18 protein-coding genes and 2 tRNA genes are annotated in these 23,664 nt (G+C 69.4%); 2 read left to right on the top strand and 18 right to left on the bottom strand.

The window, feature by feature from the left end:
• Nucleotides 1-564: 564 nt before the first annotated feature.
• From ACFV20_RS30845 to ACFV20_RS30900, 12 genes are all read right to left on the bottom strand, one after another.
• Nucleotides 565-2,529, bottom strand: a complete 1,965-nt coding sequence (locus ACFV20_RS30845) for a TIGR03960 family B12-binding radical SAM protein (RefSeq protein WP_385662563.1) — start codon at nt 2,527-2,529, stop codon at nt 565-567.
• 87 nt (nt 2,530-2,616) lie between these two features.
• Nucleotides 2,617-4,125 (bottom strand): CHAD domain-containing protein, encoded by a 1,509-nt coding sequence (locus ACFV20_RS30850; protein ID WP_385662565.1) that lies wholly within the window; start codon nt 4,123-4,125, stop codon nt 2,617-2,619.
• Between the two features lie 67 nt (nt 4,126-4,192).
• Complete coding sequence (locus ACFV20_RS30855) at nt 4,193-4,801, bottom strand: hypothetical protein (RefSeq protein ID WP_385662567.1); 609 nt, start codon at nt 4,799-4,801, stop codon at nt 4,193-4,195.
• A 23-nt stretch (nt 4,802-4,824) separates the two neighbouring features.
• Entirely contained in the window at nt 4,825-6,027 is a 1,203-nt protein-coding gene (rodA, locus tag ACFV20_RS30860; protein ID WP_385662570.1) for a rod shape-determining protein RodA, read from the bottom strand.
• Nucleotides 6,024-8,270, bottom strand: a complete 2,247-nt coding sequence (gene mrdA, locus ACFV20_RS30865) for a penicillin-binding protein 2 (RefSeq protein WP_385662572.1) — start codon at nt 8,268-8,270, stop codon at nt 6,024-6,026. The genes rodA and mrdA overlap by 4 nt, the downstream gene beginning before the upstream one ends.
• A gap of 148 nt (nt 8,271-8,418) precedes the next feature.
• Nucleotides 8,419-9,093: a rod shape-determining protein MreD gene (gene mreD / locus ACFV20_RS30870; RefSeq protein ID WP_385662575.1), complete on the bottom strand. Its 675-nt coding sequence runs from the start codon at nt 9,091-9,093 to the stop codon at nt 8,419-8,421.
• Nucleotides 9,094-9,106: 13 nt separating this feature from the next.
• Nucleotides 9,107-10,054: a rod shape-determining protein MreC gene (gene mreC / locus ACFV20_RS30875; RefSeq protein ID WP_385662578.1), complete on the bottom strand. Its 948-nt coding sequence runs from the start codon at nt 10,052-10,054 to the stop codon at nt 9,107-9,109.
• Nucleotides 10,055-10,198: 144 nt separating this feature from the next.
• Nucleotides 10,199-11,218, bottom strand: a complete 1,020-nt coding sequence (locus ACFV20_RS30880) for a rod shape-determining protein (protein WP_004001297.1) — start codon at nt 11,216-11,218, stop codon at nt 10,199-10,201.
• Between the two features lie 275 nt (nt 11,219-11,493).
• Entirely contained in the window at nt 11,494-11,907 is a 414-nt protein-coding gene (gene ndk, locus ACFV20_RS30885; RefSeq protein WP_030836243.1) for a nucleoside-diphosphate kinase, read from the bottom strand.
• Between the two features lie 65 nt (nt 11,908-11,972).
• Nucleotides 11,973-12,329, bottom strand: coding sequence for a DUF4233 domain-containing protein (locus ACFV20_RS30890; protein ID WP_385662582.1), 357 nt, complete (start codon nt 12,327-12,329; stop codon nt 11,973-11,975).
• A 5-nt stretch (nt 12,330-12,334) separates the two neighbouring features.
• Nucleotides 12,335-13,858 carry a bifunctional folylpolyglutamate synthase/dihydrofolate synthase gene (locus ACFV20_RS30895; protein ID WP_385662585.1) on the bottom strand — a complete coding sequence of 508 codons (1,524 nt, stop codon included), beginning with the start codon at nt 13,856-13,858 and terminating at the stop codon, nt 12,335-12,337.
• Nucleotides 13,859-14,018: 160 nt separating this feature from the next.
• On the bottom strand, nt 14,019-16,649 hold the full coding sequence (locus tag ACFV20_RS30900) for a valine--tRNA ligase (RefSeq protein WP_385662588.1): 2,631 nt from the start codon (nt 16,647-16,649) through the stop codon (nt 14,019-14,021).
• Between the two features lie 138 nt (nt 16,650-16,787).
• On the opposite strand from ACFV20_RS30900, the gene ACFV20_RS30905 reads away from it, so the two are divergent.
• A complete protein-coding gene (locus ACFV20_RS30905) occupies nt 16,788-17,750 on the top strand; it encodes a hypothetical protein (protein ID WP_385662591.1) in 963 nt (320 codons plus the stop codon).
• A 66-nt stretch (nt 17,751-17,816) separates the two neighbouring features.
• Here ACFV20_RS30905 and clpX read toward each other — a convergent pair whose 3' ends face one another.
• The 5 genes from clpX to ACFV20_RS30930 form a co-directional block, all read right to left on the bottom strand.
• Nucleotides 17,817-19,103, bottom strand: a complete 1,287-nt coding sequence (gene clpX / locus ACFV20_RS30910) for an ATP-dependent Clp protease ATP-binding subunit ClpX (RefSeq protein WP_031114127.1) — start codon at nt 19,101-19,103, stop codon at nt 17,817-17,819.
• Between the two features lie 180 nt (nt 19,104-19,283).
• A complete protein-coding gene (locus ACFV20_RS30915) occupies nt 19,284-19,991 on the bottom strand; it encodes an ATP-dependent Clp protease proteolytic subunit (RefSeq protein ID WP_308122550.1) in 708 nt (235 codons plus the stop codon).
• A gap of 109 nt (nt 19,992-20,100) precedes the next feature.
• Nucleotides 20,101-20,706, bottom strand: a complete 606-nt coding sequence (locus ACFV20_RS30920) for an ATP-dependent Clp protease proteolytic subunit (protein WP_030240055.1) — start codon at nt 20,704-20,706, stop codon at nt 20,101-20,103.
• 334 nt (nt 20,707-21,040) lie between these two features.
• Complete coding sequence (tig, locus tag ACFV20_RS30925) at nt 21,041-22,444, bottom strand: trigger factor (protein WP_385662594.1); 1,404 nt, start codon at nt 22,442-22,444, stop codon at nt 21,041-21,043.
• 194 nt (nt 22,445-22,638) lie between these two features.
• A tRNA-Pro gene (locus ACFV20_RS30930) sits at nt 22,639-22,715 on the bottom strand.
• A gap of 163 nt (nt 22,716-22,878) precedes the next feature.
• Between ACFV20_RS30930 and ACFV20_RS30935 the strand changes: the two genes are divergently transcribed.
• Nucleotides 22,879-22,952 (top strand) — tRNA-Gly (locus ACFV20_RS30935).
• Nucleotides 22,953-23,233: 281 nt separating this feature from the next.
• Here the strand turns inward: ACFV20_RS30935 and ACFV20_RS30940 are convergent.
• Complete coding sequence (locus ACFV20_RS30940; protein WP_031107160.1) at nt 23,234-23,428, bottom strand: hypothetical protein; 195 nt, start codon at nt 23,426-23,428, stop codon at nt 23,234-23,236.
• Between the last annotated feature and the right edge of the window lie 236 nt (nt 23,429-23,664).

Genomic DNA, 23,664 nt, shown 5'->3' on the forward strand with positions numbered 1-23,664 from the left:
TTTTCACAGCGAGAAGGGGAGCGCCCGGTCAGCCGGCAAGCATCGTCCGAGTACTCCCCCACCGCGAAGCGCCCTCGTCCACTCGAATGAACCAGGAAGCCTCATGGCAGATAGTAACGCGAGTCGTGTCACACGCCAGAGCCACGGTTGGGCCTTCACCACCGGTCCCATACCGAGTCCTGTGGGAGGCACCTCATGACTCAGTTGCCGCCGCCTCCTGCTGGGGGGGCTGTCGCAGCGAGCTCTGCTCGTCATCATCGCCTTACTGCTCGGCCTCCTCACGGGCCTCACAGCAGGCGTGCTGGCCATCCTGCTCCACGCGACGATCTTCGGCGCGGTGACCTGTGCGGGGGGCGCCTTCATCGCCGTCACGATGCTGCTGTTCAGGATCTGCGAACTCCTGCGCTGACGCCCCTCCACGAGCCGCTCCAAGCCGCCCGTGCAGCCCTTTCCGCCAGGCAGGCGCCAAGACGCACTGAGCCCCCTCCGTATCGAAGGGGGCTCAGTGGTCGTGACAGCGCTGCGTCGCGGCTCCGACAGGTGCAGAGCCTCACGCGACGCACCTCAGTGCGCGTGCCCTCCAGGAGCCGGCGCGGCGTTCTTCACGGTCAGGGGCAGCAGCTTCTTGCCCGTCGGGCCGATCTGGATGCTGGTGTCCATCTGCGGGCACACCCCGCAGTCGAAGCACGGCGTCCAGCGGCAGTCGTCGACCTCGGTCTCGTCGAGGGCGTCCTGCCAGTCCTCCCAGAGCCAGTCCTTGTCCAGCCCGGAGTCGAGGTGGTCCCAGGGGAGGACCTCCTCGTAGGTGCGCTCACGGGTGGTGTACCAGTCGACGTCCACGCCGTACGGCTCCAGCGCCTTGTCCGCGCAGGCCATCCAGCGGTCGTACGAGAAGTGCTCGCGCCAGCCGTCGAAGCGGCCGCCGTCGTCGTAGACCGCGCGGATGACGGCGCCGATGCGGCGGTCGCCGCGGGAGAGGAGGCCCTCGACGATGCCGGGCTTGCCGTCGTGGTAGCGGAAGCCGATCGAGCGGCCGTACTTCTTGTCGCCGCGGATCTTGTCGCGCAGCTTCTGCAGCCGGGCGTCCGTCTCCTCGGCGGAGAGCTGCGGGGCCCACTGGAACGGCGTGTGCGGCTTGGGGACGAAGCCGCCGATCGAGACCGTGCAGCGGATGTCGTTGGAGCGGGAGACCTCGCGGCCCTTGGCGATGACCTTCGTCGCCATGTCGGCGATCTGCAGGACGTCGTCGTCGGTCTCGGTCGGCAGGCCGCACATGAAGTACAGCTTCACCTGACGCCAACCGTTGCCGTACGCCGTCGCGACCGTACGGATCAGGTCCTCTTCCGAGACCATCTTGTTGATGACCTTGCGGATGCGCTCCGAGCCGCCCTCAGGGGCGAAGGTGAGGCCGGAACGGCGGCCGTTCCGGGTCAGCTCGTTCGCCAGGTCGATGTTGAAGGCGTCCACCCGGGTGGAGGGGAGCGACAGGCCGATCTTGTCGTCCTCGTAACGGTCGGCCAGGCCCTTGGCGATGTCGCCGATCTCCGTGTGGTCGGCGGAGGACAGCGACAGCAGGCCGACCTCCTCGAAGCCCGTCGCCTTCAGGCCCTGCTCGACCATGTCGCCGATGCCCGTGATGGAGCGCTCGCGCACCGGGCGGGTGATCATGCCGGCCTGGCAGAAACGGCAGCCGCGGGTGCAGCCGCGGAAGATCTCCACCGACATGCGCTCGTGGACCGTCTCGGCCAGCGGGACCAGCGGCTGCTTGGGGTACGGCCACTCGTCGAGGTCCATGACGGTGTGCTTGGACACGCGCCACGGCACCCCGCTGCGCTTGGGCACGACACGGGCGATACGGCCGTCCGGCAGGTACTCGACGTCGTAGAAGCCGGGGACGTACACCCCGCCCGTCTTCGCCAGGCGGAAGAGGAGCTCCTCGCGGCCGCCGGGGCGGCCCTCGGCCTTCCAGGCGCGGACGATCGCGGTGATCTCCAGGACCGCCTGCTCGCCGTCGCCGATCACGGCGCAGTCGATGAAGTCGGCGATCGGCTCGGGGTTGAACGCCGCGTGGCCGCCGGCCAGGACGATCGGGTCGTCCAGGCCGCGGTCCTTGGATTCCAGCGGGATGCCGGCCAGGTCGAGGGCGGCCAGCATGTTCGTGTAGCCCAGCTCCGTGGAGAAGGACAGGCCGAACACGTCGAAGGCCTTCACGGGCCGGTGGCTGTCGACCGTGAACTGCGGGACGTGGTGCTCCCGCATGAGCTCCTCGAGGTCCGGCCACACGCTGTAGGTGCGCTCGGCGAGGACGCCCTGCTGCTCGTTGAGCACCTCGTAGAGGATCATGACGCCCTGGTTGGGCAGACCGACCTCGTAGGCGTCCGGGTACATGAGCGCCCAGCGGACGTCACAGGAGTCCCAGTCCTTGACCGTGGAGTTGAGCTCTCCGCCGACGTACTGGATCGGCTTCTGCACATGCGGGAGCAGAGCTTCGAGCTGCGGGAAGACCGACGCAGCGACTTCGGCAGGCATGTCGCGCACCTTCGTGAGCTGGACTGAACTGACAGGGGTGACCATCCAGACTAACGCGGTCGCGGGGTACCTCCGTACGCCGGAAGATCAGAGATCCGCCGCACCGTCCTTGATCCCGTCCCAGAACCCGGGCAGTTCGGCCTCCACGCGCAGTGCCCGCTGCTCCTCCCGCTCGTGCAGGAGGCCGTAGGTGAAGGCGCTCTCCCCCGCCGCGTGGGCGACCGCCGACAGCTCGCGCAGGGTGTGCCGGGCCATCACGCTGTCCTGGTGCTCGCCGAGCAGGTTCTGCAGGGCCTTCATGGACTTGACCATGGTCTTGGCCGGCTTGCCGAGGACCGGTTCGGCCGCCTCCGCCGCGTAGCGGGTGCGCTTGGCTTTCTTGCGGGCCTCGTGCACGGCGACGTCGCGGTCGGTGCCGGGTTCCAGCTCGGCCGCCCGTTCGACCAGCTTCGACACTTTGTAGAAGTCCTTCCGCACGGCCTTGGCGAGGGGCTTGCGGGGTGCCTTGCCGGCGGCCTGCAGCAGGGGCGGGTCGGCGATCAGCGCGTCGAGGGTGTCGAGCAGGGTCAGGTAGCGGCGGGAGTCCAGGACACCGAGGAGGTGGCCCCGGGCCCCACTGTGCTCGGCGCTCGACCAGGCGCGCAGGCGCTCCACGACCGGGCCGCGCATCAGCTCCTCGGGTACCTCTCCGGCGGCCGACAACAGCCGCTCGGCCAGCACCTCGCGGTCCCGGTCCCGTCCCAGCTCACCGGCGAGCCACTTCAGCTCGTCGGCGACCGGACCGGTGACGGCCCGGTCGAGGATCGCGCCGAACGACTTGAAGGTGCTGCGCAGCCGGCGGGTGGCCACCCGCATGCTGTGCACGGAGTCCTCGGTGTCCCGGCGGACGGCGGGGTCGAGTGCGACGATCGCGTCCCGCTGGGTGCGCGCGTAGGCGAGCACGTGGTCTCCGGCGGTCACCGGTTCGCGGTCGCGGGTGGGCCTCCTGCGCCGCTTCCCCGGTGCGGTCTCCTCCAGGGCGCGGGCGAGCTTCGACGACGACTTCGACGGTCTGACGCCCGCCTTGCGCAGCCGCTTGTCGACCTTGTCGAGCAGGGACGCGTCTCCCCCGTCGGCGAGTTCCACCTCGATCTCGGTCCACTGTGCTTGTCCGCCGCGCCCGGTGAGCCGCTCGGCGTGCACGGTGTCCACGCTCACCTCGGCGAGCAGCCGGCCGTCGGCGTCGAGGAGGTGGCGTACGTCGCGGTCGGAGCGCAGCCGGACCACCGGGAGCAGTTCGCGGTCGCGGACGCGGGAGCGGACCAGCGCGGCGAGCTCGTCGGGGAGGGTGTCGGTGAGCGGGGCGCGGATCTCGTCGCGGACGCCCGGGGCGATGGGGAACTTGAGGTGCCAGCCCGCGTCGGAACCGCCGGTGCGACGGCGGAGGGTGACGGACGACGCGGCGAGGCGCTCGTCCGCGGTGTCGTGGTAGGTGGCGTCGAGGTGGGCGATGCCCTTGTCGACCACGGACGCGACGCCGGCGACGCCGGTCAGGTCGGGAAGCCCGCTCTCGTCGGATTCGTACTTGCGCTCGATCTCGCGTTTCGTCTCCGCCATGGATCAAATCTAGTGCCCGGGAGGCCGGGACAGCAGTGGTGGGCGCCCTCTGGGAGGAGGGTCACGCTCAGGTCGTCAGCAGGGCCCGCATCTCCTCGCCGTCCGGGAACGGCGCGTCCTTGACGGTGCGGGAGACGAGGCGGACGTGGGCGTCCTCGAACTGGTGGTACGACAGCGGCTCCGGGCCCTGCCCGACGATCAGCACGTTGTGCTCCAGGCGCCAGCTGACGTACCGGGTGTCGTACCGGGGCTGCCGGATGTCGTGGTCCGGCAGGCCCAGCCGCTCGGTGAAGCGCTGCACGACGGCGGCGAAGTGCGCGTCGAACTCCGGCCGCCAGGCGCCCTCCTCGCTGGTCCAGCCGGGCACGGGGCCCCAGCAGTCCTCGTCGAGGAGGCCGCCGTCGACCGAGTAGAGGTAGGCGAAGGGAAGGTGGAGCGAGCCGTCGCCGTCACAGGTGACGAAGTGGCCCTGGGGGCTGACATGGGTGGCGTCCGGGACGTCGGGGGTGTCCTCGTACGCCGGTCCGGTCACCGCCTGCGACCAGTCGGGCCAGCCGGCCTCCCGCATCCGTGCCTCGATGGCGCCGGTGTCGGTCAGGTCCAGCTCCGCCAGGGCGAGGAGCTGGCCCACCAGCTCCTCGGTGACCGGGCACCGGGCCACGAACTCCCCGGACATGTCGGATTCCCCCTTGCAGGACGCTAGGCCGACATCGGCCGCTGCACCCTGATCGACTGCAACAACCCGACCGCTATCCACACGGCGAACATCGACGAGCCGCCGTACGACACGAACGGCAGCGGCAGGCCGGTGACCGGCATGATGCCGAGGGTCATGCCGACGTTCTCGAACGTCTGGAAGGCGAACCAGGCGACGATGCCCGCGGCCACGACCGTGCCGTACAGGTCCGTGGTCTCCCGGGCGATACGGCAGGCCCGCCACAGGACGATGCCGAGGAGCACGATGATCAGGCCGCCGCCGAGGAAGCCCAGTTCCTCACCTGCCACGGTGAAGACGAAGTCCGTCTGCTGCTCGGGCACGAACTGGCCGGTGGTCTGCGAGCCGTGGAAGAGGCCGGAGCCGGTCAGGCCGCCCGAACCGATGGCGATGCGGGCCTGGTTGGTGTTGTAGCCGACGCCGGCCGGGTCGAGTGCGGGGTTGGCGAAGGCGGCGAAGCGGGCGATCTGGTAGTCGTCGAGCACCCCGAGCTGCCAGACGGCGACCGCTCCGAGGGTGCCCGCGCCCAGCAGGCCGAACACCCAGCGGTTGGACGCGCCGGAGGCCAGCAGCACGCCGAGCACGATGATGACCATCACCATGACCGACCCGAGGTCGGGCATCAGCATGACGATCAGCATCGGCACGGCTGCCAGGCCGAGGGCCTGCACGACCGTGCGGTGGTCGGGGTACTGCTTGTCGCCCGCGTCGACCCGGGCCGCCAGCAGCATCGCCATGCCGAGGATGATCGTCACCTTGACGAACTCCGACGGCTGGAGCGAGAAGCCGCCGGGCAGTTTGATCCAGGAGTGGGCGCCGTTGATCGTGGAGCCGAGCGGGGTCAGCACCAGCAGGATCAGCAGCAACGAGAAGCCGTACAGGACCGGCACGGCCGTGCGCAGGGCGCGGTGGCCGAGCCAGATCGTGCCGGCCATCAGGGCCAGTCCGATGCCGGTGTTCAGCAGGTGCCGTACGAGGAAGTAGTACGGGTCGCCCTGGTTGAGCTCGGTGCGGTTGCGAGTCGCCGAGTAGACGAGCAGCGTGCCGAACAGCGACAGGGTCAGCGCCGACAGCAGGATCGGCCAGTCGAGCCGCCGTGCCACCGAGTCGCGGGCCAGCAGCCGTGTCCAGCCGGAGCGCTCGGGTCCGTAGCCGGAGACCTGAAAGCTGTTCACTCCGCCGGTCATGCGGGCAACCTCCGGCTTCCCCGGCGGCGCCGGCGCCTTCGGGTGTCGCGGTTCTCGGGGGACGGCGGGGCCGACGTGGCCGGCTGGAGCGGGTCCGCCGGGGCGTTGGGGTCCTTCTTGTCCGCCTGGCGGTCCTTGGCCGGGTCCTTGGGGACCTTCGGGGAGGCGATGGTGCCGTCCGTCTTGATCTTCGGCAGGGTCTTCTGCGGCGTGGGCAGCAGTGCCTTCTTGGTGTCGATGTCGCCGTCCTCGGAGACGCCGTACAGCGCGTTGTAGATGTTGCGGACGGCGGGGCCCGAGGCGCCGGAGCCCGTACCACCCTGGGAGATCGTCATGACGATCGAGTAGTCCTTGGTGTACGTGGCGAACCAGGAGGTCGTCTGCTTGCCGTAGACCTCCGCCGTACCCGTCTTGGCGTGCATCGGGATCTTGTCCTGCGGCCAGCCGCCGAACCTCCAGGCGGCCGTACCGCGGGTCGCGACTCCCGCGAGGGCTTCGTCTATCTCGTCGCGCGTCTTCTGCGTCATCGGCAGCTTGCCGTGCGACTCGGGCTTGATCGGCGTGACGGTCTTGCCGTCGGGGCTGATGACGGCCTTGCCGACGGAGGGGTTGTAGAGGGTGCCGCCGTTGGAGATGGCCGCGTAGATGGTGGCCATCTGGATGGGGGTGACGAGGGTGTCGCCCTGGCCGATGGAGTAGTTGACGGAGTCACCGGCGCGCATGCGGTTGCCTTCGAGGCAGTTCTCGTAGGCGATCTTCTCGGCGTAGCTGCCGTTGCGCTTGCCGGTGCGGCACCAGGCGTCCTTGTTGGCCTTCCAGTAGTTCAGCTTCCACTGGCGGTCGGGGACGCGGCCGGTGACCTCGTTGGGCAGGTCGATGCCGGTCTCCTTGCCGAGGCCGAACTGGTGGGCCGTCTTGTAGAACCAGTCGTGGGGCTTCTTCTTCGGCTTGGAGCCCCCGTCGCGCTTCCACTCCTCGTGGGAGAGGGCGTAGAAGACGGTGTCGCAGGAGACCTCCAGGGCGCGGCCGAGGCTGATGGGGCCGTGGTTCTGGGACTCGAAGTTCTTGAAGACCTGGCCGCCGATGGAGTACGAGCTGGAGCAGTTGTAGGGGCCGTCGAAGGAGTACCCGGCGTTGATCGCGGCGGCCGTCGGGATGACCTTGAAGATGGAGCCGGGGGCCGACTGGCCCTGGATCGCGCGGTTGAGCAGCGGGTAGTTGGAGCTCTTGCCGGTGAGGCGGGTGTAGTCCTTGGCGGAGATGCCGCCCACCCAGGCGTTCGGGTCGTAGGTGGGGTTCGAGGCCATGGCGACGACGCGGCCGGTCTTGGCCTCCATGACGACCACGGCGCCGGAGTCGGCCTTGTAGTTGGTGCCCGTGTTGCGGTCGTGCTGCTTGCGGGCTTCCTTCATGGCCTCGTTCAGCTGGTACTCGGCGATCCGCTGGACCCGGGAGTCGATGCTGGTGACGAGGTTGTCGCCGGGATGGGCCGGGTCGGCTTCGGCCTGGCCGATGACCCGGCCGAGGTTGTCGACCTCGTAGCGGGTGACGCCGGCCTTGCCGCGCAGCGCCTTGTCGTACTGGCGCTCCAGGCCGGAGCGGCCGACCTGGTCGGAGCGCAGATAGGGCGAGTCGGTGTTCTGCGCCTTCTTGATCTCCTCGTCGGTGACCGGCGAGAGGTAGCCGAGGACCTGGGCGGAGTTGGCCTTGCCGGGGCTCGGGTAGCGGCGGACGGCTTCCGGCTCGGCGGTGATGCCGGGGAAGTCCTCGGCGCGCTCGCGGATCTGCAGGGCCTGCTTGGCGGTGGCCTCGTCGGTGATCGGGATGGGCTGGTAGGGCGAGCCGTTCCAGCAGGGCTGGGGTGTCTTGGCGTCGCACAGCCGGACCTTCTCCTGGACCTCCTTGGGCGTCATGCCCAGGACTCCGGCGAGCTTGGTCAGGACTTCCTTGCCGTCGTCCTTCATCTTCAGCAGGTCCGTGCGGGACGCGGAGACGACCAGCCGGGTCTCGTTGTCGGCGAGGGCCACGCCGCGGGCGTCGAGGATGGAGCCGCGGACGGCCGGCTGGACGACCTGCTGGACGTGGTTGCCCGACGCCTCCTTGGCGTAGGCGGCGCCCTCACGGATCTGCAGGTACCAGAGCCGCCCGCCGAGGGTGAGCAGGAGGGAGAGGACGAGGACCTGGATGACGACGAGCCGGATCTGGACCCGTGAGTTCCTGCCGGTCTCGGGAATGTTGGTCACTGCGGCTGCCTCCCCCTCTCGGTGCGCGTACGGATGTGCGGGTGCGACGGTGTGTCCGGGCACGGGTGTGCGGATACGAGTGAGGAACGACGGGCCCACGCGCCGGCGTTCCTCCCGGACCGCCCCGTTCGGGTGAACTTCCGGGCGTTCACAGGCGCTTGACCCCCTTGATGCGCCCGGCGCGCGCCATCCGTGCCCGGGCGGCCTTCACGCGCAGTCCGTTGCGCTGGCTGCCGATCTTCAGGCCGGTGCCGCCGGAGAGCCAGCCGGAGGAGATGTCCGTGGCCTTGGCGGCGGCCGAGGTGGACTCGGCGAGCGGGTCGTTGTCGGCGCGCCGGGCCAGCGCCATGACACCCGGCACGACGAACGGGGCGAGCAGCAGGTCGTACAGGGCGGCCGTGAACAGCAGGCTGCCGAGGCCGACGTGGCGGGCCGCGGTGTCGCCGACGAGGGCGCCGACCCCGGCGTACAGCAGGGTGGAGGCGACCGCGGCGGCGACCACCACGACCATGGGGCCGGTCGCGGATTTCAGCCGGCCCGTCTCGGGCTTCACCAGGCCCGCGAGGTAGCCGACGACGCACAGCACGAGGGCGTAGCGCCCGGCCGCGTGGTCGGCGGGCGGGGCCAGGTCGGCGAGCAGACCCGCGCCGAAACCGACGAGGGCGCCGCCCACGTGCCCGTACACCAGCGCGAGGCCGAGGACGGTGAGCAGCAGCAGGTCGGGTACGGCGCCCGGCAGGTGCAGCCGGGCGAGGACGCTCACCTGGATCACCAGGGCGACGACGACCAGGGCGGAGGAGAGCAGGATCCGGTTGACGCGCATGGGGTGACAGCTCCTACTGCTCTTGCTGGTTCTGGCCGTCCACGGGTGCCTCGGCGGACGGCGTCACGGTCACCGTCACCGTCGGCCTGGGGGTCGGCTTGGGCTTGGGCGGGAGCACCGTGTCACGCGGGTCCTTCTTCGGGGCCTCGACGACGACACCGACGATGTCGAGCTTGGTGAAGGCCGCGTACGGCGTGACGTACAGCGTGCGGGTCAGGCCGCCGCCGGAGGGGTCCACGCGGGACACCACGCCGACGGGCACGCCGGGCACGAACGGCCGGTCGGCCTGCGAGCCGAATGTGACCAGGCGGTCGCCCTTCTTCACCTCGGCCTTGCCGTTGAGGAGCTCCACGCGCAGCGGACGGTCGCCCTGCCCGGAGGCGAAGCCGAGTTCGTCGCCGGACTCCATGCGGGTGCCGACCGTGAAGTCGGGGTCGCTGGCCAGCAGCACGGTGGCGGTGTCGGGGCCGACGGTGGTGACGCGGCCGACGAGGCCGTCCCCGTTCAGGACGGTCATGTCGCGTTTGATGCCGTCGTTGGCGCCGACGTCGACGGTGATGGTCCAGGAGAAGCCCTGCGCCGCTCCGATGGCGATGACCTGGGCGCCCTTGATGCCGTACTGGCCCCGGCCGGCGATCTTCAGCATCTTGTCGAGCTGCTTGAGGCGGCTGCGGCTGCGGTCGTCGCTGCCGAGCCGCGCCTTCAGGGCCGCGTTCTCCTCTTCCAGCGCGGCGAGCCGGTCGTGGCGTTCTCCGGAGTCGCGGATGGCGGAGACCGCGTTGCCGACCGGGTCGACCGCGGCCGAGACGCCGCTCTCGATCGGGCCGAAGACCGTCGCCGCACCCTGGCGGGCACCGTCGACGGGCGAGTCCTCCCCACCGCGGATGTCCACCGTGATCAACGCGAACGCGACGGCGATCAGCAGCACCAGGAGCAGCCGGCTCTCTCGTGTGTCCCTCACGTGCGGCGGCCGTGCCCTTCCTCATAGGAATTCGGGAAGCCCCAGGGAAACCCGAGGGGCTGCTTTGTGGGAGCTTATGCCTCTATATCAACGATCCGCCGTACGAGAGGAGATCGTCCCGTACGGCGGAATCGAAGAGTTATGTCATCTGCGCGGCTGGGCGTCCAGCACCTGCTGGAGCGCCTCGAACTCCTCGACGCACTTTCCGGATCCGAGCGCCACGCTGTCCAGCGGGTCCTCGGCGATGTGGATCGGCATGCCGGTCTCCCGGCGCAGCCGCTCGTCGAGACCGCGCAGCAGCGCCCCGCCGCCGGTCAGAACGATTCCTCGGTCCATGATGTCGCCGGACAGCTCCGGCGGGCACTTGTCGAGGGTCGTCTTGACGGCGTCGACGATCGCGTTGACCGGCTCCTCGATCGCCTTGCGGACTTCCGCCGCTGAGATGACCACGGTCTTCGGCAACCCGGAGACCAGGTCCCGGCCGCGGATTTCGGTGTGCTCGTCGGAGTCGAGGTCGTACGCCGAACCGATCGTGATCTTGATCTGCTCGGCCGTGCGCTCACCCAGCAGGAGGGAGTACTCCTTCTTGATGTGCTGGATGATCGCGTTGTCCAGTTCGTCGCCCGCGACCCGGATGGACTGGGCGGTGACGATGCCGCCGAGGGAGATGACCGCGACCTCCGTGGTGCCGCCGCCGATGTCGACCACCATGTTGCCCGTGGCCTCGTGGACCGGCAGGCCGGAGCCGATGGCCGCGGCCATGGGCTCCTCGATGATGTGCACCTGACGGGCGCCGGCCTGGGACGACGCCTCGATGACGGCGCGGCGCTCGACGCCCGTGATGCCCGAGGGCACACAGACGACGACCCGCGGACGAGCCAGATAACGCCGCTTGTGGATCTTCAGGATGAAGTAGCGGAGCATCCGCTCGGTGATCTCGAAGTCGGCGATCACGCCGTCCTTCAGCGGCCGCACGGCAACGATGTTGCCGGGGGTCCGCCCGATCATCTTCTTCGCTTCGGCACCGACCGCGAGGATGCCACCGGTGTTGGTGTTGATCGCGACGACGGACGGCTCGTTGAGTACGATCCCGCGACCCCTGACGTACACCAGCGTGTTGGCGGTCCCGAGGTCGACAGCCATGTCACGGCCGATGAACGACATTGAGTTCCCCATCAGGATTCGTCTGGCCTTCCCAGGAGCTTTTGAGGGCTTTTCAGGTAGGCAAAGGTGGGTGCTGTGACGTGAAGGCTTCCATCGTAGACGCGCCTTCGCGAACACTGCGGGAGGGTCTCCGCCATTGTCAGCAGATGCCGACCGCATTCGCTTCTGGAGACGGGCGTTCGGGGCCCATCGTTCCCTCGATCGCCACGCATATGCCGCAAAGTCCGGGGGGCCCGCCCCCAGACTCTGCCGTATGTGCTGGTGAGGTGCGGAGGCTACGCCCGGCCGGGGAAGAAGATCTTCACCTCGCGCTCGGCGGACTCCTCGGAGTCGGAGGCGTGGATCAGGTTCTCGCGGACGATCACGCCGTAGTCGCCGCGGATGGAACCGGGCGCCGCGGCGATCGGGTCGGTCGGGCCGGCGAGAGCGCGCACGCCCTCGATGACCCGCTCACCCTCGACGATCAGCGCCACGACCGGGCCGGAGGCCATGAAGTCCACCAGCGGCTCGTAGAAGGGCTTGCCCTTGTGCTCGCCGTAGTGCTGCTCCAGCGTGTCCTGGTCCAGGGTGCGCAGCTCCAGCGCGGTGATCGTCCAGCCCGCCTTGCGCTCGATGCGGCTGATGATCTCGCCGGTCAGGCCACGACGAACGGCGTCGGGCTTGAGGAGGACGAGGGTGCGCTGGCTCACGACGGGCTCCTTGTGGGTGAAGGTCTTGCGGTGGGACGAGATTACCCGGCGTGTCGGGAGGGCTGTCACGCAGCGTCAGCCGTGGAGGAGCTCGCCTGCTCCGCGAATCTCGCCTTCGCCTCGTCGATCTTCCGCCCGTAGTGGACGGACGCCCACCACAGCGCCGCGAAGACCGCACCCAGGAAGTACATGGTCGGCACGATGAACCCCGACGCGATGAGCGCGATCTGCAGCGCCCAGCCGAGGGCGACCCCGCCCGGGCGCGTCACCAGGCCGCACAGCACCAGACACAGGAACATCGCGACGCCGCTGACCGTCCACACCGTCGCCATGGACAGGTCGGGGTCCTTCATGGCGACCAGACCGGCGAACCCGATGACGAAGAACTCGCCGATCAGCGTCGAAGAACAGAGCGTGCGCACGGGACTCAGCCCCTCCCCAGGAGCAGTCGGGCCTCGCCGACGGTGATGACGGAACCGGTGACGAGCACACCGCCGCCGGAGAACTCGCCCTCCTCCTCCGCCAGCGTGATGGCGGCCTCCAGGGCGTCCGGAAGCCGCGGCTCGACCTGGACGCGGTCCTCGCCGAACACCTCCACGGCGATCCCGGCGAGCTCGTCGGCGTCCATCGCGCGGTGGCTCGAATTCTGCGTGACCACGATCTCGGCGAACACCGGCTCGAAGGCCTCCAGCAGCCCCCGCACGTTCTTGTCGCCGCTCGCGCCGACCACGCCGACCAGACGGCTGAACTGGAACGCCTCCCCGATCGCCTCGGCGGCCGCCCGGGCGCCCGCCGGGTTGTGGGCGGCGTCCAGCACGACCGTCGGCGACCGGCGCACGACCTCCAGCCGGCCCGGCGAGGCCACGGCGGCGAAGGCCTTGCGGACCGTGTCCAGATCCAGTGCGTCGGCCCGCTGCGCGCCGACACCGAAGAACGCCTCGACGGCGGCGAGCGCCACGGCCGCGTTGTGCGCCTGGTGCGCGCCGTGCAGCGGCAGGTACACCTCGGGGTACTCGCCGCCGAGCCCGCGCAGCGTCACCAGCTGCCCGCCGACGGCGACCTGCCGCTCGACGACGCCGAACTCCAGGCCCTCCCGGGCCACGGTCGCGTCCACCTCGACCGCCTTCTTCAGCAGCACCTGCGCCGCCTCGACCGGCTGCTGCGCCATGATGACCGTCGCACCCTGCTTGATGATGCCGGCCTTCTCCGTGGCGATCTCGGCGTGCGTGGTGCCCAGCCGGTCGGTGTGGTCGAGGTCTATGGGCGTGACGACGGCGACGTCCCCGTCGATCACGTTCGTGGCGTCCCAGGAGCCGCCCATGCCGACCTCGACGACGGCCACGTCGGCGGGGGCGTCGGCGAAGGCCGCGTACGCCATGCCGGTGAGCACCTCGAAGAACGACAGCCGGTACTCCTGTGCGGCGTCGACCATCTCCACGTACGGCTTGATGTCCTGGTACGTCTCGATGAAGCGCTCGGCGGAGATCGGGGCGCCGTCGAGGCTGATGCGCTCGGTGATCGACTGCACGTGGGGCGAGGTGTAACGGCCGGTGCGCAGCTCGAAGGCGCCGAGCAGGGCCTCGATCATGCGGGCCGTGGAGGTCTTGCCGTTCGTCCCCGTGATGTGGATGGACGGGTAGGAGCGCTGCGGCTCCCCCAGGACGTCCATCAGCGCGGCGATACGGCTGACGGAGGGCTCCAGCTTGGTCTCGCCCCAGCGGGTGGCGAGCTCGGTCTCGACCTCGCGCAGGGCCTTGTCGACCTCGGGGTCGGCGGGGCGCGTGGGGATGTCGGCGTCGGGCGGACCCCCCTGGGTGCGCAGGGTGCGGCTGCCGGCTTCGATGACGGCGAGGTCGGGGTCGCGGGTGGTTTCCTCCGCGATGATCTCGTCGAAGCCGTCGAGAGGGTCGGGCTGGTCGTCGGCGTTGTGGTCTGGAGGGAGCTCGCTCACGGGGCCAGTCTACGGAGACCGGCCGGCATTGTTCGCGGTGGCTTGTGTCCCCGGGCGGCTGCGGGTCCGTGGGGGCCGCTCGCGCAGTTCCCCGCGCCCCTGAACCGCGTGAAGGCCCCCGCGCCGACAAGCGCGGGGGCCTTCACGACCGTACGAACCACTACGCCTGCGGCAGGCGCTCCAGCTGGGCCTGGATGCGGGTGATGTCCTCCTCCGCCTTGGTCAGGCGGGTGCGGATCTTGTCGACGACGTGGTCGGGGGCCTTGGCCAGGAACGCCTCGTTGCCGAGCTTGGCGTTCGCCTGGGACTTCTCCTTCTCGGCCGCGGCGAGGTCCTTGGCGAGGCGCTTGCGCTCCGCCGCGACGTCGATCGTGCCGGAGAGGTCGAGGGCGACTTCCGCACCGGCGACCGGGAGGGTGGCCGTGGCCGTGAAGGACTCGCCCTCCGGCTGGAGGCGGAGCAGCTGGCGGATGGCGGCCTCGTGGGGGGCGAACCGGGTGCCGTCCAGGGACAGCCGGGCGGGGACCCGCTGGCCGGGCTGGAGGCCCTGGTCGGCACGGAAGCGGCGGACCTCGGTGATGACCGACTGGAGGGACTCGATCTCCCGCTCGGCGTCGGCGTCCCGGAAGCCGCTGTCCTTGGGCCAGTCGGCGATGACGACCGACTCGCCGCCGGTGAGCGTGGTCCACAGGGTCTCGGTGACGAACGGGACCACCGGGTGCAGCAGCTTCAGGGTGACGTCGAGGACCTCGCCGAGGACGCGCTGGGAGACCTCGGCCGCCTCGCCGCCCGCCTGGAACGTCGTCTTGGACAGCTCGACGTACCAGTCGAAGACCTCGTCCCACGCGAAGTGGAACAGGGCGTCCGAGAGCTTCGCGAACTGGTAGTCCTCGTAGAAGGCGTCGACCTCGGCGACGACCGTGTTGAGGCGGGAGAGGATCCAGCGGTCGGTCGACGACATCTTCGAGGCGTCCGGCAGCGGGCCCTCGATCGTCGCGCCGTTCATCATCGCGAAGCGCGTCGCGTTCCAGATCTTGTTGGCGAAGTTGCGGGAGCCCTGGACCCAGTCCTCGCCGATCGGGACGTCGACGCCCGGGTTGGCGCCGCGGGCGAGGGTGAAGCGCAGGGCGTCGGAGCCGTACTTGTCCATCCAGTCCAGCGGGTTGACCGCGTTGCCGAAGGACTTCGACATCTTCTTGCCGAACTGGTCGCGGACCATGCCGTGCAGGGCGATGGTGTGGAACGGCGGGGTGCCGTCCATCGCGTACAGGCCGAACATCATCATCCGGGCGACCCAGAAGAAGAGGATGTCGTAGCCCGTGACGAGGACCGCGTTCGGGTAGAACTTCGCGAGCGACTCGGTCTGTTCGGGCCAGCCGAGCGTGGAGAACGGCCACAGGCCGGAGGAGAACCAGGTGTCGAGGACGTCGGTGTCCTGGCGCCAGCCCTCGGCCTCGGTGCCGGGCGGCTGCTCGTCGGGGCCGACGCAGACGACCTCGCCGTTCGGGCCGTACCAGACCGGGATGCGGTGGCCCCACCACAACTGCCGCGAGATGCACCAGTCGTGGAGGTTGTCGACCCAGTCGAAGTAGCGCTTCTCCATCTCCTGCGGATGGATCTTGACCTTGCCGTCGCGGACGGCGTCACCGGCTGCCTTGGCGAGCGGGCCGACCTTGACCCACCACTGCATGGACAGCCGCGGCTCGATCGTCGTCTTGCAGCGCGAGCAGTGGCCGACCGAGTGGACGTACGGCCGCTTCTCGGCGACGATCCGCCCCTCGGCGCGCAGCGCGGCGACGATCGCCGAGCGGGCTTCCAGCCGGTCCAGGCCCTGGAAGGGACCGTGGGCGGTGATGACCGCGTGCTCGTCCATGATCGTCAGGGCCGGGAGGCCGTGACGCTGGCCGATCTCGAAGTCGTTCGGGTCGTGCGCCGGGGTCACCTTGACGGCACCGGTGCCGAACTCGGGGTCGACGTGCTCGTCGGCGACGACCGGGATGGAGCGGTCGGTCAGCGGCAGCTTGACCGTCTTGCCGACCAGGTGCTTGTAGCGCTCGTCCTCGGGGTGGACGGCGACGGCCGTGTCACCGAGCATCGTCTCGGCGCGGGTGGTGGCGACGACGATGGTGTCGTCCCCGTCGCCGTACTTCATGGAGACGAGCTCGCCGTCGTCGTCCTGGTACTCGACCTCGATGTCCGAGATGGCCGTCAGACAGCGGGGGCACCAGTTGATGATGCGCTCGGCGCGGTAGATGAGCTCGTCGTCGTAGAGCCGCTTGAAGATGGTCTGGACGGCCTGGGAGAGGCCCTCGTCCATGGTGAAGCGCTCACGCGACCAGGCGACGCCGTCGCCCAACCGCCGCATCTGGCCGCTGATCTGGCCGCCGGACTCGCCCTTCCACTGCCAGACGCGCTCGACGAACGCCTCACGGCCCAGGTCGTGGCGGGACTTGCCCTCCTTGGCGAGCTCCCGCTCGACGACGTTCTGCGTGGCGATGCCGGCGTGGTCCATGCCGGGCTGCCACAGCGTCTCGTAGCCCTGCATGCGCTTGCGGCGGGTCAGGGCGTCGATGAGCGTGTGCTCGAAGGCGTGCCCCAGATGGAGCGAGCCCGTGACGTTCGGCGGCGGGATGACGATCGTGTACGGCGGCTTGTCGCTCTTGGCGTCCGCCTCGAAGTAGCCCCGCTCTACCCAGCGCTCGTACAGCGGCCCCTCTACGTCGGCCGGCGCGTACTGGGTCGGCAGGTCGGTGCTGGGCGCTGGTGGCTGCTGCTGAGCGTTCTCGGTCACGGGGGTCAGTTTAGAGGTGTCACCGGCCCGTACCGAAACGCGTTTGCTTCGTAACGAAGGGGCCCCCGATGCCATGCACACGGCGGGTCTGCGCCAGGATGTCCGGAACACATAAGCATCTGGAGGGGAACCCAGAACATGAGTTACAACCAGCCGGGCCCGTACGGCGGGCAGCCCCAGCAGCCCGGTCCGTACGGCCAGCCGGGCCCGTACGGCCAGCCGCCGCAGGCGCCCCAGCCCGGCTACGGCTATCCCCAGCAGGCCCCTCCGCCCCAGCCCGGCTACGGCTACCCGCAGCAGCCCCCGCAGGGCATCCCGCCCCAGCAGGCCCCCTACGGCCAGCAGCCCCCGTACGGCCAGCAGCCGCCCTACGGCCAGGCCCCCTACGGCATCCCCCAGCCCCCGGCCCCGGGCGGCGGCAAGAAGAAGACGGGCCTGATCATCGGCGCGGTCGCGGTCGTGGCGGCGATCGGCGTCGGCGCGTACTTCGTGATCGGCGGAGGCGGCGGCGCGGGCGCCCTGGAGGACGACGGGCCGCACAAGCTGGCGACGCCGGCGAAGGTGATGAGCGAGTACAACCGCATCACCAAGGACGGGGCGACCGCCGGCGACGACTCCGCGAAGGAGCTGGAGAAGAGCGGCGTCAAGGACGGCAAGTCGGTGCTGGCCACCTACTCGACCGTGGACCCCACCAAGTACGACCCCACGGACCCGTCGTCCGCGGCTCAGATGGCGACGGCCAAGAGCGCCTCGTTCTTCGGCGTCTACGGTGAGATCTCCGACCCCGAGGCTGCCCTGGACACGTTCTTCGCCAACTTCAAGAAGTCGGCCGAGAAGGACTCCTCCTCCAGCAGCGGCGGGAAGACCGAGCTGCTCGGGGAGCCGGAGGAGGCGGACCTGGACGGCGCGGTCATGAAGTGCCAGGCGACCAAGGGGCCGGACCCGATGACCAAGAAGGAGCAGACCAACTGGTTCTGCGCCTGGGCCGACTACAGCACGATCGCCGTCGTCTCGTCTCGTGAGGCCACGCAGGAGACCAGCAAGGACACCGCGATCGACATCGCCACCAAGATCCGCCCGGAGATCCGGGTGAAGGTCTGACGGCGGACGAAACGCCAAAAGGGAAGGGCCCCGGTCATCGACCGGGGCCCTTCCTTCACGTCTGTGTCACGCCGTCTTCTGCTCCCCCGGCCCCCGCCCCCGCGCATCCCGCGGGATCAGGGTCGGGTTGACGTTCGACTGGACGACGTCCGCCGTGATGACGACCCGGGCGACGTCCTTGCGGGACGGGACCTCGTACATCACGCCCTGGAGGACTTCCTCCATGATGGCGCGCAGACCCCGGGCGCCGGTCTGGCGGAGGATGGCCTGGTCGGCGATGGCCTCCAGGGCCTCGCGCTCGAAGTCCAGCTCCACGCCGTCGAGTTCGAAGAGGCGCTGGTACTGCTTGACCAGCGCGTTGCGCGGCTCGACGAGGATCTGGAGCAGGGCCTCGCGGTCGAGGTTGTGGACCGAGGTGATGACCGGGAGACGGCCGATGAACTCGGGGATCATGCCGAACTTGACCAGGTCCTCCGGCATGACCTCCTGGAACTGGTCCTTGGACTCCATCTCGCGCTTGGAGCGGATCTGCGCGCCGAAGCCGATGCCCTTGGCGCCGGCCCGGGCCTCGATGATCTTCTCCAGGCCCGCGAAGGCACCACCCACGATGAACAGCACGTTCGTCGTGTCGATCTGGATGAACTCCTGGTGGGGGTGCTTGCGCCCGCCCTGCGGCGGCACGGAGGCCGTGGTGCCCTCCAGGATCTTCAGCAGGGCCTGCTGGACGCCCTCGCCCGACACGTCGCGGGTGATCGAGGGGTTCTCGCTCTTCCTCGCGACCTTGTCGATCTCGTCGATGTAGATGATCCCGGTCTCGGCCTTCTTGACGTCGTAGTCGGCCGCCTGGATCAGCTTGAGGAGGATGTTCTCGACGTCCTCGCCGACGTATCCGGCCTCCGTGAGGGCCGTGGCGTCGGCGATCGCGAAGGGGACGTTCAGCATGCGCGCGAGGGTCTGCGCGAGGAGGGTCTTGCCGGAGCCCGTGGGGCCGAGGAGCAGGATGTTGGACTTCGCCAACTCGATGGCGTCGTCGCGGCCGTTCGCCCCGCCGTTCTCACCGGCCTGCACACGCTTGTAGTGGTTGTACACCGCCACGGAGAGGGCCTTCTTGGCGGCCTCCTGGCCGACCACGTAGCCCTCGAGGAACTCGTAGATCTCGCGGGGCTTCGGGAGCTCCTCCCAGCGGACCTCGCTGGTCTCGGCCAGCTCTTCCTCGATGATCTCGTTGCAGAGATCGATGCACTCGTCGCAGATGTACACACCGGGCCCTGCGATGAGCTTCTTGACCTGCTTCTGGCTCTTGCCGCAGAACGAGCACTTGAGCAGATCGCCGCCGTCACCGATGCGTGCCACGGTGTGCTTCCCCTTCGCCTGGGAGACTCCTGGACGTCGACGTCCAGCGGACTCCTGGTGCTGCCTTATGTCGACGGTACCTTGCCGGGCCCCCCGTTCGGGCCCCCCTTGGCGCGGTTCGCTTTGACGTGAACCGAGCCAAACCGTGCCAAGGGGCGGCAGACGTTACAGCCTCTCGCCTCAACGCAGGCTCGAGTTGTCCATCTTCCGGGTGGTGATGATCTGGTCGATCAGGCCGTAGCTCAGCGCGTCCTCGGCCGTGAGGATCTTGTCGCGCTCGATGTCCTCGCGGATCTTCTCGACCGGCGTGGTGGAGTGCTTGGCCAGCATCTCCTCCAGCTGCGAGCGCATCCGGAGGATCTCGTTGGCGGCGATCTCCAGGTCGGAGACCTGACCGCGGCCGGTCTCGCTGTACGGCTGGTGGATCAGCACGCGCGCGTTCGGCAGGGCCATGCGCTTGCCCGGCGTACCGGCGGCCAGCAGGACGGCGGCGGCGGAGGCGGCCTGGCCCATGCAGACCGTCTGGATGTCCGGCTTCACGTACTGCATCGTGTCGTAGATCGCCGTGAGCGCCGTGAAGGAGCCACCGGGGCTGTTGATGTAGACCGAGATGTCACGGTCGGGGTCCATCGACTCCAGGCACAGCAGCTGCGCCATGACGTCGTTGGCGGAGGCGTCGTCGATCTGGACGCCGAGGAAGATCACGCGCTCCTCGAAGAGCTTCGCGTACGGGTCGTACTCGCGAATGCCCTGGGAGGTGCGCTCGACGAAGCGGGGGATGACGTAGCGGGACTCGGCCTGCGGGCCGGTGTAGCGGCCCTGCGAGCCGCTCATGTCCTGCACGGCGTGCATACGGTCGTAGATCCCGCTGCCGGGGAACTGGTTCACGGTGTCTCCTGAAAGGGGCTGAGGCGGTCGGCTGGGGCTGTCTGGGGTCGCTGGGGCCCGGGAGGGCTCCGTGGGCCTCACGGGGCGCCACAGGCCCCGTGGGGACCGCTCAGGCCCCGGTGCCGCCGCCGCCCGGCATACCGGCGGCCGTGGGAATCACGTCGTCGATGAGGCCGTACTCCTTGGCCTCGAAGGCGTCGAACCAGCGGTCGCGGTCCGAGTCGCGGGTGATCTGCTCGACCGTCTGCCCGGTGTGCTGGGCGGTGAGCTCGGCCATGCGCTTCTTGGTGTGCAGCAGCCGCTCCGCGTGGATCTTGATGTCCGAGGCCGAACCGGCCAGGCCGGCGGAGGGCTGGTGGATCAGGATCTCGGCGTTCGGCAGCGCGAAGCGCTTGCCGGGGGTGCCCGCGCTGAGCAGGAACTGCCCCATGGACGCCGCGAGACCCATGGCGATGGTCACCACGTCGTTCTTGATGAACTGCATGGTGTCGTAGATCGCCATGCCGGCCGTGATCGAACCGCCGGGGCTGTTGATGTACAGGTAGATGTCCTTGTCCGGGTCGGCGGCAAGGAGCAGCAGCTGTGCGGTGATCTTGTTGGCGATGTCGTCGTCGACCGGCTGGCCGAGGAAGATGATCCGCTCGTTGAGCAGCCGGTTGTAGACCTGGTCACCGAGGCCACCACCGATGGAAGGCTCGCCGGCGGCTGAAGGCATCAGATTCGTCACGTATCCACCTGCTCGTCTTACGACGGCGCCGGGCCGTCTCACGTTTCCCTGCGGGGCTCGGAGCCGTTCGGGGACTCCTCTGCCCTGGTATTCATGGACCCTAACGCGCGGGTCCCTTCGGGGAATCCCGGAGATGGGAGTGTTCGCCGGGGGCGTAGCGCTGCGCGGCAGGGCCGGGCTGGTTTCGGGCCGTGGGCGGCTGCAGGTGCGTGGGGGCTCGTCGCGCAGTTCCCCGCGCCCCTGAGGAGCGCCGCCCCCTGGGTGGCAAGAAGGCCCTGGGGCGTGCCCCAGGGCCTTCTCACGAACTCACCGCGACCGGGGCTCAGCCCTCGGTCTTCTCCTCGGCGGACTTCTCCTCGGCGGACTCGGCCGGGGTCTCCTCGGCGGCGGCCTCGGTGGACTCGGTCTCGTCCTCTTCGTCGTCGAGGTCGATGATCTCGCCGTTGGTGTCCTTGACCGTGGCCTTCTCGACCACGACGGCCAGGGCCTTGCCGCGGGCGACCTCGCCGACCAGGAGCGGAACCTGGCCGCCCTCGACGACCGCCTGGGCGAACTGGTCGGGGGACATGCCGGAGGAGGCCGCACGCCGCATGAGGTGCTCGGTGAGCTCCTCCTGGTTGACGTTGAGCTTCTCCTGCTTGACGAGCTCGTCGAGCACGAACTGGGTCTTGATGCCCTTGACCGCGGCCTCGCGGGTCTCGGTCTCGAACTCCTCCTCGCTCTTGCCCTGGATCTCCAGGTACTTCGCGAGGTCGAGACCCATCTGGCCGAGCTGGTGGTGCTCGAGGTTGTGCTTGCGGGTGTTGACCTCGTCCTCGAGCAGCTTCTCGGGGACGGGGACCTCGACCAGCTCGAGCAGCTTCTCCAGGACGCGCTCCTGGGCCTGCGTGGCCTGGTCGTACTGCTTCATGTTCTCGAGGCGCTTGCGGCTGTCGGCGCGCAGCTCCTCGATGGTGTCGAACTCGGAGGCGAGCTGCGCGAACTCGTCGTCCAGCTCGGGCAGTTCACGCTTGGCGACCTGGGTGACCTTGACGGTGACCTCGGCCTCCTTGCCGGCCGCCGAGCCGCCCTTGAGCTCGGAGGTGAAGGTGGCCTCGCCACCGGCCTCCAGGCCCTTCACGGCGTCGTCGATGCCGTCCAGCAGCTCGCCGGAGCCGATGGTGTAGGAGACGCCGTCGGCGACGCCGTCCTCCAGGACCTCGCCGTCGACCTTGGCCTGCAGGTCGATCGTCACGACGTCGCCGTCCTCGGCGGCACGCTCGACCGGGGCGGTGGAGGCGAAGCGCTCGCGCAGCTCCTCGACGGCCTTGTCGACGTCCTCGTCGGTGACCTCGACCGCGTCGACCTCGACCTCGATGCCGGAGAAGTCCGGGATCTCGATGGAGGGGCGGATGTCGACCTCGGCGGTGAAGTTCAGCGTCTCGCCGTCCTTCAGCTCCGTGATGTCGACCTCGGGCTGGCCCAGCACGCTGAGCTCGGCCTCGTTGACCGCGTCGGTGTAGAACTTCGGAAGCGCGTCGTTGACCGCCTCCTCCAGAACCGCACCGCGGCCGAACCGCTGGTCGATGACCCGGGCCGGGACCTTGCCCTTGCGGAAGCCCTTCACCGTGACCTGCTGGTTGATCTTCTTGTACGCCGCGTCGAGGCTGTCCTTGAGCTCCTCGAAGGGCACCTCGACAGTGAGCCGAACCCGAGTCGGGTTCAGGGTCTCCACGGCGCTCTTCACGGTTCGGTCTCCTTGTGGCTGACTTCTTGGTTTCTGCCGGGGCCAGAGCGGCCCGGCGGATTTCGCCGCCCGGAGGACTTCAGACGCTGAGACACACGGGCGTGCAGCTTGCATAGTAACGGCAGCGACTACACCGCCCAAAAGGCGATCACCGGAGTGATCACATGGGCGATCACACGAGGTGATCGGGTGGCTGGTCGGGGTGGCGGGATTTGAACCCACGGCCTTCCGCTCCCAAAGCGGACGCGCTACCAAGCTGCGCCACACCCCGTTCGGTGCGACACGTAGGGTACATGCCCGCAGGCGGTGGGGCCGCCGCATTTCCACCGGGTTCGCGCCGCGTCGGGCGGGGCGGGAATGCGGTGTGCGACGACGGGGGCCGACCCGCTAGGATGCCTTCAGTGCCGCGGTCACCCGACCTGCGGCGCGCGTGTGCGGGCGTAGCTCAATGGTAGAGCCCTAGTCTTCCAAACTAGCTACGCGGGTTCGATTCCCGTCGCCCGCTCCATACGGCTCAGGGCCAGGCCGGAGGATCATTCCTCCGCCTGGCCCTGAGTGTTTCCGGGGTCCGGGCTTCCGGGGTGCGCCGCAGCCGGGCGCTCAGCCGGCCGGGTGAGCATGACCATGTCGGCAGGGACGCCGAGGGCTGCCCCGGTGTGGCGGCGGCCGCCTTCGCCGGGCACGGAGGCGTGCGGTGGGGTTCCGGGCGGTCCCGCGGTCAGCCGCCCTCCGCGCGCCGGGGGGCGCGGCGCCCGGGGCGGGCGAGTCGGCCGGGGCGCCTTCGGGGGCTCAGAAGCTGATGGAGTTGATCGTGTCCGCTATCGAGTTGAGGAAGCGGTTGATGGACGGGGCCATGCCCGTCGAGGCGAGGAAGAAGCCGAAGAGGATCGCCACGATGGCCGGGCCCGCCTTGATGGATCCTCCTCTCAGCAACACCACAAGGATGATCGCCAACAGCAGCACCACAGACAGTGAAATGGCCACAACTGATCACACCCTCGGTCGGTCCGCTCTCCCGGCCCGGGGACGCGACCCCGCGCACCCCGCCAGAACCATCGTGCCACCAACACGGCCGGGCTATGCGGGTGGTGACGCATCGACCACGCCCGTGTCGCACCCGCGTCGCGCCCGCCCGCGTGTGCGGCCGGTGTGTGACGGCCGTGCGCGGGTACCCGACACCCAACGGTCGCACGGCAATTCGACGAGCCACCCGCACAGGG

Origin of the sequence: Streptomyces sp. NPDC059696 (genome assembly GCF_042733745.1) — a bacterium.
Taxonomy (GTDB): domain Bacteria; phylum Actinomycetota; class Actinomycetes; order Streptomycetales; family Streptomycetaceae; genus Streptomyces.